This window comes from Amycolatopsis sp. NPDC114484, from assembly GCF_055633755.1.
In genome coordinates this window covers 40727-55218 of sequence record NZ_JBVKDQ010000023.1, presented here as the reverse complement: position 1 = coordinate 55218, position 14492 = coordinate 40727, and the positions used below count along the sequence as shown (strand labels likewise).

At 69.3% G+C, this 14492-nt stretch carries 11 protein-coding genes; 2 read left to right on the top strand and 9 right to left on the bottom strand.

Annotated elements, in window-relative coordinates:
* Window positions 1-160: 160 nt before the first annotated feature.
* From ACZ7SW_RS37545 to ACZ7SW_RS37505, 9 genes are all read right to left on the bottom strand, one after another.
* Window positions 161-766, bottom strand: a complete 606-nt coding sequence (locus ACZ7SW_RS37545; protein WP_470235118.1) for a hypothetical protein — start codon at window positions 764-766, stop codon at window positions 161-163.
* A gap of 22 nt (window positions 767-788) precedes the next feature.
* On the bottom strand, window positions 789-4280 hold the full coding sequence (locus ACZ7SW_RS37540; protein ID WP_470235117.1) for a polymorphic toxin type 44 domain-containing protein: 3492 nt from the start codon (window positions 4278-4280) through the stop codon (window positions 789-791).
* A 305-nt stretch (window positions 4281-4585) separates the two neighbouring features.
* Complete coding sequence (locus tag ACZ7SW_RS37535) at window positions 4586-6292, bottom strand: ABC transporter ATP-binding protein (protein WP_470235116.1); 1707 nt, start codon at window positions 6290-6292, stop codon at window positions 4586-4588.
* Window positions 6273-6680, bottom strand: coding sequence for a lasso peptide biosynthesis B2 protein (locus tag ACZ7SW_RS37530; RefSeq protein ID WP_470235115.1), 408 nt, complete (start codon window positions 6678-6680; stop codon window positions 6273-6275). Before ACZ7SW_RS37530 ends, ACZ7SW_RS37535 begins: the two co-directional genes overlap by 20 nt.
* Before the next feature lie 38 nt (window positions 6681-6718).
* A complete protein-coding gene (locus ACZ7SW_RS37525) occupies window positions 6719-6973 on the bottom strand; it encodes a lasso peptide biosynthesis PqqD family chaperone (RefSeq protein WP_470235114.1) in 255 nt (84 codons plus the stop codon).
* Window positions 6957-8795, bottom strand: a complete 1839-nt coding sequence (locus ACZ7SW_RS37520) for an asparagine synthase-related protein (RefSeq protein ID WP_470235113.1) — start codon at window positions 8793-8795, stop codon at window positions 6957-6959. Before ACZ7SW_RS37520 ends, ACZ7SW_RS37525 begins: the two co-directional genes overlap by 17 nt.
* A gap of 95 nt (window positions 8796-8890) precedes the next feature.
* Complete coding sequence (locus ACZ7SW_RS37515) at window positions 8891-9034, bottom strand: hypothetical protein (RefSeq protein ID WP_470235112.1); 144 nt, start codon at window positions 9032-9034, stop codon at window positions 8891-8893.
* A gap of 564 nt (window positions 9035-9598) precedes the next feature.
* Window positions 9599-11323: a GMC oxidoreductase gene (locus tag ACZ7SW_RS37510; RefSeq protein WP_470235111.1), complete on the bottom strand. Its 1725-nt coding sequence runs from the start codon at window positions 11321-11323 to the stop codon at window positions 9599-9601.
* A 203-nt stretch (window positions 11324-11526) separates the two neighbouring features.
* Window positions 11527-12768, bottom strand: coding sequence for a PucR family transcriptional regulator (locus tag ACZ7SW_RS37505; protein ID WP_470235110.1), 1242 nt, complete (start codon window positions 12766-12768; stop codon window positions 11527-11529).
* A 127-nt stretch (window positions 12769-12895) separates the two neighbouring features.
* Between ACZ7SW_RS37505 and ACZ7SW_RS37500 the strand changes: the two genes are divergently transcribed.
* The gene (locus ACZ7SW_RS37500) at window positions 12896-14302 is read left to right on the top strand and encodes a fatty acid desaturase (RefSeq protein ID WP_470235109.1); all 1407 of its coding nucleotides are present in this window, start codon (window positions 12896-12898) and stop codon (window positions 14300-14302) included.
* Entirely contained in the window at window positions 14299-14490 is a 192-nt protein-coding gene (locus tag ACZ7SW_RS37495; protein WP_470235108.1) for a ferredoxin, read from the top strand. Before ACZ7SW_RS37500 ends, ACZ7SW_RS37495 begins: the two co-directional genes overlap by 4 nt.
* The last annotated feature ends 2 nt before the right edge of the window (window positions 14491-14492 follow it).

Genomic DNA, 14492 nt, shown 5'->3' with positions numbered 1-14492 from the left:
GGTGACAGGCCTCGTTTCGGTTCGGATGATCTCCGCCAACTCCATAGCGGTCATCCTTTGCGGCGGCGGCTTGACCTTGACCAGACAGGATGACTAGCCCGGGGGCTGGCGAGCTATGTCGGCGGGCAGGTCATCGAGACCTGACGTTCCGGCCACAGAATCAGTTCGAGTAGCCGACATCGCAATCCGGGTCCGGCCGGTTCAGCACCAGCAGCATCGCGTCCACCCGGTCGTTCCGGTCGACGAAAAACCGGTACACCGCGGCCGGATTGCCCGGGACCGCCGCTCGGTAGTGAGTGTCCATCTCGATCTGGCCGTTCCCCATCTCGGCTTCGGTTTCCGCTTTGACGTCTGGATAGGCCCGCCGGAGGTCGTCGAGGTTCGCACCGAGGCTGATGTCTTCCGGGGTGCGCACTCCGGCATAGCTCGCGATCTTGACGACACCGAGCGAAGCGGAGACGGACACCGCACCGTCGGGAGTCTGTCCGGTTTCCGTGGCTATCGTGCAGCCGGACAGGCCAGCCAGTTCGTTCTTGGTGACCTGTCCGGTGGCCAGTGCGTCGGCGAGTGGCATGCCCAGGGTGATTTTGCCGAAACCCTTGGGCCCCAGCCGATACTGCTTGGCCAGAGCGGCCGCCTTCTCGGTGACCGGGCCGGTGTCGGGGCGGTGGGTGTCGGTGAATCGGCCGTCGCAGGCGGTCAAGGCTAAGAGCAGGGCCAGGGCCGCCGGCGCGATGTGCCGGCGGCCCTGGGGCGAGCGAGTCATCGAGTGGTGCCTTCCAAAAGAATCAGCGGTGCGGTCGGAGATACGCGGGTTCGTCGTCGGTGCCCTGCCGGAACACGTTCCGATTGTCCCGGATCACCTGGAGGATGACGTTCGGATCCCGCAGGTCGGCGGAGTTCGGATGGGACTGGAAGAGCCGGGCTCCCGCACGGATCGCGGCTTCCTTGCTGGGGCCCCAATGGTTGCCCGGCGACAGGTAGTGGAACGCTTTGGCCCCGCCGACCAGGTCGCCTTCGGAGAAGCCGCAGGTCGCGCCCACGTAGCCGTAATGCAGGTTCGACCAGAAATCGTAGTTCAGGTCCTCGTTCGTGCCCGGGACCGGGAAGTAGAAGCCCCCGGTGGTCGAGTCCAGGATGGCCTTCAACCGTCCCTTGTGGTCCCACGGACCACCGGTTTTCACCTGCAAGCCGAACATCACGATGCCGGCGTTGATCTGGTTCGGGTCGTACCCGATGCAGCCGAGACCCTGGCACGGGGAGAGCAGGGACCGGATCGACTTCGCGATGTCGCTGTTCGGGTTGTTGGACATTTCGCTGGTCATCAAGGCCACTGCCTGGTCCCAGGCCGAGTTGTCCGGGATGCGCTGCCCTTGCGGAACGCAGTTGGGCGGGCAGTCGAACCCGCCATCCGCGCCGGTGACCGGACCCGCGTTGCGGCGGGCGTTTTCCTCGTTCTGCAGGGCGATGATCGCCGATTTCCAAGCCTCCACCGCCGCTTGTGCCGCTTCCTCGGCGGACTTGTGCGCGGCGATCGCGTCTGCGCGGGCCTGTTCCGCCGAAGCCCGGGCGGCTGCGGCGTAACCGGCGGCGCGGGACGCTGAATCGCGGGCGGCGGCTGCCGAGCGGGCCGCGTCGTTGGCTGCGTTCTGTGCGGTCTTGGCTGCGTCTCGCGCCTGCTGGGCGGAGTGCGCGGCCTGGTCGGCGGAATTTTGCGCGTCGTCGGCGGATTTCTTGGCGTCGGACGCGGATTTGGCTGCGTCGTCGGCTGATTTTTGCGCTGCGGCGGCGGCTTCGGCTGCCGCGGCGGCGTCGTTGCGGGCGTTGGCGGCGTACAGGGCGGCTTTCGCGGCGTTGTTGCGGGCGTCGGCTGCTGATTTGGCCGCGTCGGCTAGGTAACCGTCGATCTGCGCGTTGTGCATCGCGGTGTCGGCGTCTCGCAGCGCGGCCTGGTACTGGTCGACGTGCAGGAACTGCTTCACCAACGACCACGGGCCAGACAGTGCGGCGTTGGCCGCGGCGCGGACTTCGGGGCCGCCGTTGTTGAGGACCTGTTGTGCGGCGACTCGGTCGTCGTCCTCGGCTGCGCGGTACTGGCCGGTGGCGAGGAATTCCCGGACGTCCTCGACGGTGCCGGACAGCGCCTTGTTCGCGGCGACCTTCGTGGCCGGGCCGCCGTTGTTCAGGATCCGCTGGACCGCGACCCGGTCGTCGTCGTTCTTGCCGGGGTAGTAGCGGGTGCGCAGGAATTCCTTGACCTGGTCGTAGGTTCCGGCGATCGCGGCGGTGGCGGCGGTGCGCTGGGCCACGATCGTGCTGGTGTCGGCGATCGAGGCGACGCTGGCGCGGTCATCCTGTTCGGTGGCGGTCGCGAGTCCACTGTGGACGAACGAGATGACGTCGGCGGGCACCCCGGCGAGGGTGTCCCGTGCCGCGGATTTCACCCAGGGGCCGCCGGTGTGCCACAGGCGGGCGGCGACCTTGCGGCCGTCGGCCACGACTGTTTCGGCGGGGGTGGTCGGGGCCTGGGCTTCGGTGAGCAGTCGCTGCGCTTCGGCGTCGAGTTTCGCTGCTTCCCCGGCCTTCCAGTCGACGCTCGCCTGCTTGTCCTGTTCGGCCTGCTTCGCCGCCTCGGCGTCGCGTACGCCCTGGTTCTGCTGGGCGGTGAGCCGTTCCGCGTCTGCCTTGCGCGCGGTTGTGGCGGTGGCCTTCGCCTGGTCGGACGCGGTCTGCGCGGCGGCGGCTTCGGTCTTGGCGGCGTCCGCGGCCTCCTGTGCCTGTGCGGCGGCGCGTTCGGCGTTGTAGGCAGCGTCCGCCGCTTCCTGGGCGGCTTGGGCCGCGGCGTCGGCGTGGGCGGCTGCTGCGTTGGCGGCGTCTCGGGCCTGGTTCGCGTTGGCTTGGGCTTCGTTGGCGATGGACTGGGCGGCGGCCGCGGCGCGGGTCGCTTCCCCGGCGTACGCGCGGGCCTTGTTCGCCGCACGCTGCGCGGTTGCGGCGCTGGCTCCGGCCTTTTGCGCCCAACCGCCGGCTTCGGCGGCGGCCGCGGATGCCGCGGCGGCGTCGTTCGCGGTGGCGGCGGCACCGATGGCGGCCTGGATCGCCAGGCCGAGCGCGTTGAGTGCGTCGCCGATCGCGGCTACCGCTGAACGGGCGCCGTTCGCGGCGTCACGGGCATTCGCGGCTGCGGCGCGGGCTGCGTCCCGGATGGCCGCGGTGTTGGCGGCGTCCAGATGCGCTGCTGCGGCAGCGTTGCGGGCCTTGGCCGCGGCTTGGCCTGCCATCGAAGCCGCCCACGCTGCCTGCTGGGCCGCGGCCGACGCGGTCCGCGCGGCCGACGTGGCTGCCTCCGCGGCTTCGATCGCGGTCCGGGCGGTGTCGGCGGCACGGTTGGCCGCGTCCGCTGCCCGGTCCGCGGCATTGGCGGCGTCACCAGCGGAATTTTGGGCGGCCTGTGCTTCCTGCGCCGCGCGCTGTGCCGCGTCCTTCGCGACCTTCGCGGCCGCCGCGGCGCGATCCGCGGCGTCCTTGGCGTTCTGGGTCTGCGTGGCCGCGCGCTGGGCGGCGGCGTGCGCGAGATCGGCCAGCTGCGAAATGCTCAGCGTTTCCTGATCCCGTTGCGCCGCGACCTGCCAGCCGGTTTCGAGGAAGTATCGGACGTCGTCCGGCGTGCCGTTCAGGGCCTGGTTCGCGGCCTTGCGCACCTCCGGGCCGCCGTCGTTCAGCAGTCGCTGCGCGGCGATCCGGTCGTCGTCGTTCTGTGCCTGGCGAACGCCGGGGCCGAGGAACTTTTCGAGATCCTCGATGGTCCCGCTCAACGCCGCGTTGGCGGCCGCCTTGACGGTCGGCCCGGTCGCCGCCTGCAGCAGCTGGGAGGCCTTGATGCGCTGATCGTCCTTCCACGGCTGGGTCCAGCCGTTGTCCAGGAACGACTTCACCGCGTCCGGCGTGCCTGACAGTGCCTGGTTCGCCGCGAACCGGGTCGCGGGGCCGCCCGCGGACAGCATCCGCTGCGCGCTGATCCGGTCGTCGGTGATCTGGCACTGCGTGAGCGCCGAGGTCAGGAACGCGTGCACGTCCGCGTCGCTGCCGGTCAGCGCGGTTTCCGCGGCGGCGGCCACCGCCGGTCCGCCCGAGGAGAGCAGCTGGACGACCTGGGCCCGTTCGGACTGCGCCGGGGCCGGATCCGCGGCGGCGGGCGTGACCGCGGCGCCGGCGCCGAGCAGGGCCGCGGTCAGCACCGAGACCGCGGCGCGGAATCTGTGTCTGTGAAGAGAACTCATCCCGTTTCTTCCCCTCCGTCCCGCACGCACGCCGAGAGCGCGGCCTGTCGCGGGCAGGACGGAACCAGGGCCGGGCCACCGTGCGACAGAAACCGCAGCCCCCGTGCTGCGTGACCGGACAACGTCCGGATTTCCCCCGAAGAAATGCAGGAATCTGGGCGACGCACCGGTAACGGTCCGTACCACCCTTGGTCAAGTTTGCCGGTGGCCGAACGCGGCGACAAGCAGCCGATCAGGGTAATCGGAACGTTCGTGTCCCGGTGACCGTGTCAGGGCGAAAACCCGGAATGTTCCGCGTCGCGAGGTTATGGGACGAGACCCACGTCAGTGCTGATCCGGCCGTGCTCCAACGCGATCACGGTCCGCGCCCGGCGCACCGTCGCCGGCCGGTGGGCGATGACCAGCAGTGCGCATTCCCCGGCGACCTGGTCCAGCGTCCGAGCGAAAGCGGCTTCGTTGGCCGCGTCGAGCTGGGAGGTCGGCTCGTCGAGGAGAAGCAGTTCCGGTCGGGCCAGCAGGGCTCGGGCGATGGCCAGCCGTTGGCGCTGGCCGCCCGAAAGCATGCCGCCGTGCTCGCCGGCGGGGGTTTCCAGTCCGGCCGGAAGGCGGTCGACGAATTCGGTGAGGTTGGTTTTCGCCAGTACGTCGCGGATTTGCTCGTCGGTCGCGTCGGGGGCGGCGTAGGTGAGGTTGTCGCGCAGGGTGCCGTGCAGGATGGGGGTGGTTTGTTCTACCAGGCCGATTCGCTGGCGGCAATCGGCGATGGACGGCTGGTGCCCGTTGAACAGAATGGTTCCCCGATCCGGTTCGTAGAAACGCTCGACCAGCGCGAGAATGGTGGATTTCCCGGCACCGGAAGGGCCGACGAGCGCGACGTGGCCCTGGCGCGGGACAGTGAAGGAGACACCGCGCAGCACTGGGCGATCGGGGTGGTAGCTGAACCAGACGTCTCGCAGTTCCAGGACTGGGGCGGAAGCCGCGGAGGTGAGCGCGGTAGTGGTGCGGTCGGTTTCGGTGGGGAGCTGGGTCATGTCGTGGACCCGCTGGAACGCGGCGAGTCCTTTTTGGATAGTGGCGGCCACTTCGAACAGTCCTGCGCTCGGGACGGCGATGTAGCTGACGTAAAGCAGGAAAGCGACGAGTTCGGCGAGAGTGAGACTTCCGTTGGCTACCTGGATTCCGCCGGTCACCAACACGGCGATGAGGGCACCGTGGGCGGAGAGGGTCACGGCCGGTCCGGCGATGGAGTTGAGCCGCGCGGCTCGGACGTTGTCCTGATAGGTCGTGCGGGCGTAGTGGCCGATGCGGTCGGTTTCCCGGTCTTCCGCGCGGGTGGCGCGGATCGTGCGGATGGCGCTGAGCGCTCGTTCCAATTCCGCTGCCATCCGGCCCAGGTTGTCCTGCGCGTTCTCGGTGGCGTTTCTGATGCGCGCCAACACAAAGAGCGTGACGCCGCCGACGCCGCCGACGATCACTGCCACGATGCCGAACAGCAGCGGGCTCAGCCAGAGCATGGCGACGGTGCCGCCGACGACCACGAAACTGCCGGTCAGCATTTCGACCAGATCGTAGGCGAGGGTGTCGCGCAGCAGGGTCGTGTCGGCGGTGGTCCGGGACAGCAGGTCGCCGATCCGGTGCTGGTCGTACAGCCGCATCGGCAGCCGCAAAAGGTGGCTGACCAGGCGGACTCGCAGTCCCAGCACCACGCCTTCGCCGGCGCGTTCCAGCCAGTAGCGGCCGATGGTGTCCGCGACGGCCTCGGCGACGAACACGGCGACCAGGACGACCAGCAGCCAGCCGATCGCGCCGCCTGACCCGACGGCGTCGATGGTGTGCAGGGCCAGCATCGGTTGCAGCAGACCGAGTCCGGCGCCGATGAGGGTGAACAACAGGGCGACGGCGATGTTTCGCCGGTGCCCGCGGGTGGCGGCGATCAGGTGGCGCAGACCGACCCGGGACCGGGCGGGCTCCTCGGTCGCCGACGGACTGGACTCAGTGGCGATGGCGGTCATGCGTGCGGTCCTCGGCGGTGATGGGGGCGACGGTCAGCAGCGGAGCGAAATAACCCGCGGGATGGATTTCGTCGACGACCTGGCCGTCGGCTTCGACCCACGCGTGTGCGCTGAAAGGCTGCGTGCGGACGCCGGTGCGCCAGGTCGGCCATGTGCCGTGCGCCCGGCAGAGCAGCGCGGTGGCGACGGAGCGGAGCAGGCAGCCGTCGCCCGCACAGCGCAGGCTGACCGCGACTACTGATCGACGCGCGGTGCGGGCTTGTTCGAAAGTCGCGGGCCGAGCGCCTCGCCGGGCGAAGGTCAAGATCGCGCAGAGATGCTTGGGCGGCAACGAGGTCAGCAGGGTCGCGAAGCCGACCACGAGCAGCGGCAACGGTTTCCGATGCAACGGAAGGCGAATTCGGTGGGGTACCACGGACGGCTGGCTCACGACGGTTCGACCAGCCCGGCGGCGAGCAGGCTTTCGGTCATCGCGCTGATGTCGGCCGTCACCCGGCTGGCCTCGATGTCGTATCTGGCGGCGAGGTCGGCGGCGATCCGGTCGGCGGATTCGCCTGCCAGCAGGCGATCGAGCGTGTGCGCGCCGGTTCGGTTGACCTGCCAGTAGCTTCCGGTGCGTTTGTTGAGCAGGACCGAGCCGTCCGCGGTGTCGGTGACGGCGGTGTCAGGGTGCAGGTGCATGGGTCCTCCGGTCGGTCGCTGGTCGGCCCTCGGCGATCGCCCGCAGCCACATTTCGCAGCCGAGCGCGGTTTCCAGGTGTGCTTCCCACTCGTCGTCCATCCGGGGTTCGAGCAGATGCGCGCGGAACGCGTCGAGGTCGAGCAGGCCGCGAGCCGCCAAGGCCGAGTCGGCGAAGTAGCCGAGCAGGTCGGGCACGTGCCGGTGCGCCTCGGCGTCGTCGTCATCCTGGTAGTTGCCCTTGGTGGTGCGGTCGAGGATGACGTCCGGGACGAGCCCGCGCATCGCGGCGGCGAGCAGCGGTTTGTATCGCCAGGGCGTGAAGCGGTCGGACGTCCGGACCGCGAGCGCGGCTTCGACGACCCGGTCGTCCAGATACGGGAAGTCAAGCGGTACGCCGTCGGCGGCGTACTCGCGCTGGATCTGCTGGCACAGCGGTCCGGCGGCGCGCAGGCTGGTCAGCGCCTCGTGCTGACCGCGGTCGGCCGCGAGAGGGGTGGCCTCGTCGGCGATTTCATAGAGGACCCGGCGGGTCGTCGCGCGCGCGTCGCCGGTGGCCCACGGCGCGGCCCGGACCAGATCGGCCCAGCCCAGTTCCGGTGCCCCCGGCCGGGGCAGCGGGTCGGTGAGATGGTCGGCCGACTCTCGCCACCAGTCGCCCCAGCTCTGCCGGTTCACCAGGGCGGCGAGGGTGCGCGACCACGACCACCGGCCGAGGCACCGGTAAACCCGCAGATGCCGCAGCGCGGTGACCGGGCGGCGGCGGATCAAGGTGTGCAGATAGCTGGGCGAGGTGGTGAAGACCTCGTCCCCGCCGTGCCCGGCCAGGTGCAGGCCGGAACCGTGTTCGGCGAGCATGCGCACGCCGTGGGCGGAACCGTTCAGCCCTCGGGTCATCGTCCACGGGGCTTCGAGATCGAACGTCGAATAGGGCGGGGCGAACAACGCGGGCGCGCTGGAGTCGGCCTGTTCCAGGTGCTCGACCCCGGGGAGCAGCCGGGCCGCCTCGGCGGCGTAGATCGGATCGTCGTTGGCGACGCTGCCTCCGGTCCACCGGAAGGTGAACAGGTCGGAAGTGTGCTCGGCGGCGAGGAAACACAGCGTGGTCGAGTCCATTCCGCCGGACAGATCCAGCGACAACCGGCCCTTCGCGGGGCGCCGGTCGGCGACCGATTCGCGCAACGCGGTGCGCACGGCGGGAGCGCCCTCGCGCAACGGGAGGACCGGTTCCGGCGGGTGCCACCAGCGCACTGTGCGGGCCGTTCCGTCGTCGGCCAGCACGACCGACGAATCCGGTGGCACCGAACGCACTGTGCGCCACCAGCATTTCTCGATCATCGGGGGAAGCAGTTGCATCGCCGTCAGGTGCGCGGCGAGGAGATCCTCGTCCAGGTCCGCTCCGGTCATCTCGGCCAGCAGGTCGGCGCGGGTGCTCGCGACCGGGACGGCGTCGATCCGGGTGTGGAAGGCGCGGCGCAGGTTCGTCAGCGTGCCCTGCAACCGGACTTGCCCGTTCACCGAGGCGATGAGATGCGCGCTGCCGGGCAGAACGCGGGCGAGCGCGTCCGCGTCGGCGGCGGTCCGCAGGCGGGCGGTGTGAGCGGTCAGCCGCTCGACCGGCATCGGGCAGAACCCGAACACGGCGACGCGCGCCCGGCCCGCGACGGCTACCCGGATTTCTCCCGGCGCCCAGCGGCCGGCCAGCCAGGGCCGCCCGGAGGAATGGAACAGGACACCTGGCCGCTGGTAAGGGACTCGCGGCAGCAGCGCGGCGCCGCCCGGCGAGTCGGGGAGGACGACGAGGCTGCTCGGCTCTGCGTTCATCGGCACCCCGACCGGGATCGATTCGAACGACGGGACGACGAACGTGGCTGAAGACCGGTTGCTCGGCCTCCGGCCACGTCGGGTCAGAACAGGTGTTATCCGCGTGCTCGGTAGAGCAGACGCCCGAGGAAGCGGCTGTCGAGCGCGCCCCGGCCGAAACGGCGGGTGTCGGTGGTGAAGCGGCCGACGGGGGAGGCGGCTGGGGCTTGGTAGCGTTCGGGAAGGGTTGCGGTTTTCACGGGAATCAGTCCTCCGCTCAGCTCTTTCTGAGGTCGATCGAGCGACGAGATGACGAACGTGGCTGAAGACCGGTTGGCTCGACCTCCAGCCACGTCAGCTCAACGGGCAACGGGTGCTGCCCGCGAAGGGATCGCCCGCTCAGCGACGACGGCGCCCGTGGCGGCGGTGGTCGCGTGCGCCGCGGCGCAGCCGGCGGGTGTCGGTCGCGAAGCAGCCGACCGAGGAGGCCTCAGGGGCCTGATAGCGCTCGGGAAGGGTCTTCACAGAAACCAGTCCTCCTTGTTCGCATCTTTCTGATGGCATTTCTTATGGGTTCGATAGCGATCGCTGATGAACTGTTCCGATGCGCGAAGTTCTCCGCCCAGAAGACGCTAGCAGGGTCGCCAGGTGCTGACACTCAGGCGTTCAGTCGAATCAGTTGGGCCGACGGCGAAGTCCGTTTTGGTTTTGATGAAAAATATGCGAAACAGTGCATCCGGCCTGGTCGTACGGTTTCCGTGGGAAATGCTTCTGGGTGCGTACTGAATTCCCGGAAGGGGCCAGCGCCGGTGCCCGCGGTGCGTTCAGGGGATGCCGGGGTAAGTCTCGCGGCGGAAGCTGGCGAGTGCGCCGGGAGCATCGGCCGGGACCGCGGGATGCTTCGGGGCCACTGGGTCGATGCGTTGGTACGGCGCGCCGAGCGCGGGTCGTCGGTCTTCCTCGCCGCGGTTGGGCCAGAGCGACATCGCGCGTTCGGCCTGGGCGGTGATCGTCAGGGACGGGTTGACGCCCAGGTTCGCGGAGATCGCCGAACCGTCGACGACGTGCAGCCCGTGGTGGCCGTGGACGCGCTGGTACGGGTCGAGGACGCCGTTCGCCGGATCGTCGGAAATCGCGCAGCCGCCGATGAAATGGGCGGTCATCGGGATGTTCAGGATTTCGCCGGTGGTGCCGCCCGCGATGCCGTCGATTTTCTCCGCGACGCGGCGGGCGGCGTCGTTTCCGGCGGGGATCCACGTCGGGTTCGGTTCGCCGTGGCCGGGCGCGGACGTCAGCTTGTGCCGTCCGGTACGGGTGCGTTTGCCATGGACGGTGATGGAATTGTCGAGTGTTTGCATCACCAGCAGGATGATGGTGCGTTCGGACCAGCGGCGCGGCGAGAACCAGGTGAAGTTGCGCGGGTTCCGGGCGAACGCGCCGAGCCAGGTAAGCCAGCGCGGGACGGACTTCCCGCCGTCGGTGAGCGCGGTTTGCAGCAGCGACATCGCATTGCTGCCCTTGCCGTAGCGGCACGGTTCGATGTGCGTGTGCGCGTCGGGGTGGATGGACGAGGTGATCGCGACGCCGTGGGTGAAGTCGACGTCCTTGCGTTTCGATTTCGCGCCGAGGATGGATTCCGAGTTCGTTCGGGTCAGTCGGCCGAGGCTGGCGGAAATTCGGGGCAGCGAGCCGGTTTCGCGGGCTCGGTGAAGTAGTTTCTGCGTGTTGTAGGTGCCAGCGCTGAAGATGACGTCGCGGGCGAAGAAGGTGCGCACGTTTTTGCTGCGGCGGGGCGACTTTCCGGTGCGGACCGCGGTGACGGTGTAGCCGCCGTCCGCTGGGCGTACATCGAGCACTGTCGTCATCGGAATGACGTTCGCACCGCGTTTTTCGGCCAGGTAGAGATAGTTGCGGTCCAACGTGTTCTTGGCTCCGACTCGGCAACCGGTCATACAGGACCCGCATTCGGTGCAGGTTCGGCGGGCTGGCCCGGCACCGCCGAAGAACGGGTCTGGCACGACAGTTCCGGCGGGAGTGTCCTTGTCGCCGAAGAAGACGCCGACCGGGGTGAGCTGGAAAGACGAGCCGACGCCCAGGTCGTCGGCGACTTCCCGGAGCACCTCGTCCGCCTTGGTGACAGTGGGGTTCTGCGTGACGCCGAGCATCCGTCGAGCCTGGTCGTAGTGCGGTTTCAGTTCAGCTTGCCAGTCGGTGACGCGCGCCCACTGCGGGTCCGCGAAAAACGGGGCGGGCGGTTCGTAGAGGGTGTTGGCGTAGTTGAGGGAACCGCCGCCGACGCCCGCACCGCCGAGGATGACGACGTCGCGGAGCAGGTGGATGCGCTGGATGCCGTAGCAGCCAAGACGCGGTGCCCAGAGGAAATTCCGGACATCCCACGAGGTTTTGGGCAGTGTCTCTTCGGTACGGCGCGGACCGGCTTCCAGCACGGTGACGCGATAGCCCTTTTCGGACAGCCGTAGTGCGCTCACGGAACCGCCGAAGCCGGAGCCGATGACGAGGACGTCGGTCTCTTCGTGGGTGGTGTTCATCGTTGACCTCGCAGGCGAGCGTGGGCGTCCAGTTCTGCCTCGCGCATGGCTCTGTCCTAGCCCTCGAGGTCTGGGGACGCCGCCGGGCGGAGGATGGACACTGCCCGGCGACGTTCCCCGAAGTCTTCTCGCCGAGGTGGGCGCGGGCATCGGTCTGCGGACCGGGACGGCGGGACCGGACTGGTCCCGGAGCACAAAAACCCTCAGTCGACCGGCCGGAGCACGGCGGGACCCAGCAGCCGGCACGCCAGCAGCGCCACCTCGACGTCGATCCGCCCCTCGGACAGCGGACGGCCGCGTTCCTGCTCGGCCTTGCGGAGCCGGTACTGGATGGTGTTCTTGTGCAGGTGCAGCTCCTGCGCGGCGACCATCAGGCTGCTCCCGCTCGACAGATACGCCCACACCGTCTCGCGCATCCGGTGGTGCCCCTCGTCGTCGTCGGCCAGCGCGCCGAGCACCGACTGGACCCAGCCCGCGACCGCCGACGGATCGGCCGCGACCAGCGCTAACGGCCCGAGTTGTGCCGCTGCGGTGACCGGCCGCGGCCGGGTCCGTTCGGTCATCTGCGCCACGGCCTCGGCCTGCCGCGCCTGCTGGTGGGTGGTGCGAAACCCGGCCAGTCCGTTCGCTGGGTCGCCCAACGCGACGCGGACGGGATCGGGTGAGCCGGCGAGTGCGGCGGACACCGCGTCGAGGTCGAGGCTCGCCGCCGGGAACCAGGCCCAGACGGTCGAGGCGTCCGGGGCGACGACCAGCGGCGTGGTGCCGAGAGCGTTCGCGAGCAGGGCCGCGTGCCGTTCGAGGGTGGTCAGCCGGGCGCTTTCGTCGAGCTCAGGGCCGCACCACAGCACCGCGCCGACGTGCCGGTCCGACAGCGCGTAGCCGAGGGTTTTCTCGACGTCGGCGGTGTCGACGGGCTTGCCGGACAGCGCTGCCTGCACCTTCGCGAGCCGGGCCGCGTTGCGGTGGCGCAGCCAGGTGTCCCGCTCCAGCTGGTAGGCCTCGACGACCTCTTCGGAGATCTTGTCGATGTAGGTGAAAGCGACCTGCGACAGCTCGGTGGCGGCGGCCGAGACGTCCGCGGTTTGCACCGGTTCGGCCGCGATCAGGGTGATCATCTCCTGCTGGAAGGCGGCTTGGCCGAGCCGGTACGCGCGCAGCATCGCGGTGATCGGCACCCGGCGCTGGGCCAGCCGCCGCGCGAACTCCAGCGCGGCCGGCGGAGCGCCGACGTCCGCGGGCTGCGTCGCGCCGCTCAGCACACCCAACGCGGCGACGAGGTTCTCCCGGACCGAGCTTTCCAGCAGTTCCCAGGCCTGGGCGTCCGGCGCGAGCACCGGCACCGCCGCGGCGATCTCCTCCACGATCCGCGCGCAGAGCAGCGCGAGCTCGGCCAGCACCGAGTCCGCGACCTTGGCCAGCGTGGCGGCAGCCGTCGACGTCACAGGCAGCACCGTACGCCCGGTTCGTGCCCGAGACCCAACGCAGCCGGGCGTTTCGGTTTCGCGCACAGTGTCCCGCCGCCCGCGAATTCCTACCCTCGGGAAAACGTCAGACCGCGTGGAGGCCGCCATGAAGAAGTACCGCCTCGCCGGAACGAACGGCGAAACCGCCTGGCACGACCGGAAACGGCACCTGTGGCTGCTCGGGCTCGTGGTGCCGCTGCTGCCGTTCGGCGCGATCGGGTTGCACGCCGCGACCGGATCCGACGCCGTGCTGTGGCTCGGACCGCTCGTCGTGCTCGTCCTCGTGCCGCTGATCGACCTCGTCGCGGGCTACGACCACACCAATCCGCCGGACGAGGTGATGGAGGCACTGGAGGAGGACCGCTATTACCGCTGGATCACCTACCTGTTCCTGCCGTTGCAATACGCCGGTTTCGTGGCGGGAGCGTGGATGCTCGCGCGCGGCGAACTGTCCGTCGGCGGCAAGCTGGGCCTCGCGATCACGCTGGGCACGGTCGCCGGCATCGCGATCAACACCGCGCACGAACTCGGCCACAAACGGGAAGACACGGAACGCTGGGCGGCGAAAATCGCACTGGCACAGTGTTTCTACGGGCATTTCTACATCGAGCACAACCGCGGGCACCACGTCCGGGTCGCCACTCCGGAGGACCCGGCGTCGAGCCGGTTGGGCGAGAGCTTCTACCGCTTCTGGCCGCGGACGGTCTTGGGTTCGCTGCGCAGTGCCTGGGGTGTCGAGCGGAAACGCCTTGCCCGCAAGGGAAGTCACCCGTTCCGCCTGGGCAATGACGTGCTCAACGCGTGGCTGATGAGCGTGGTGCTGTGGGGCGGGCTGATCGCCTGGCTGGGTGCCGGGATCCTGCCGTATCTGGTGGTGCAGGCGGTGTTCGGGTTCTCGCTGCTGGAGATCGTGAATTACATGGAGCACTACGGGATGCTGCGCAAGCAGGTCGCTAATGGTGCGAAGACCCGATACGAACGGGTCACCCCGGCGCATTCCTGGAATTCCAACAATGTCGCGACGAATGTGCTGCTGTACCACTTGCAGCGGCACAGCGATCATCACGCGAACCCGACGCGCCGGTTCCAGACCTTGCGTGACTTCAAGGAAAGCCCCGTCCTGCCGACCGGCTACACGGGAATGATGGTCGTCGCGCTGGTCCCGGCGTGGTTCCGCAAGGTGATGGATCCGCGGGTCTACCGGCATTTCGACGGCGATATCCGGCAGGCGAACGTACAGCCGGGCAAACTGCCGTCGCTGCTGACGAAGTATCCGGTCGTCGCTGCCGCCGAAGAGAAACCCGCCGCGGACACCCGATCGAAGCTGGCCGACGACGTGGACGCCGCGCGGTGCCCCGGCTGCGGCTACATCTACCGCGTCGCCGACGGCAACGAGCTGGAGGGTTTCGCCGCTGGGACGGCGTGGTCGGAGATTCCGGACGACTGGACGTGCCCCGATTGCGGCGTGCGCGACAAGGTCGACTTCGTGCCGGTGGTTCGGGAGGCGGCATGAAGATCGTCGCGGACCACGGCAAATGCGAGGGACTCGGAATGTGCGAGGCGATGGCCGACCAGTTCTTCGAGGCCGGGGACGACGGAGTGGTGCAGGTCCTCGACGAGACCCCGCCCGAGGAGGACCGGCAGTTCGTCGACGCGGCGGTGCGCGCGTGCCCGGTCGCCGCGCTGCGGTTGCAGGATTGAGG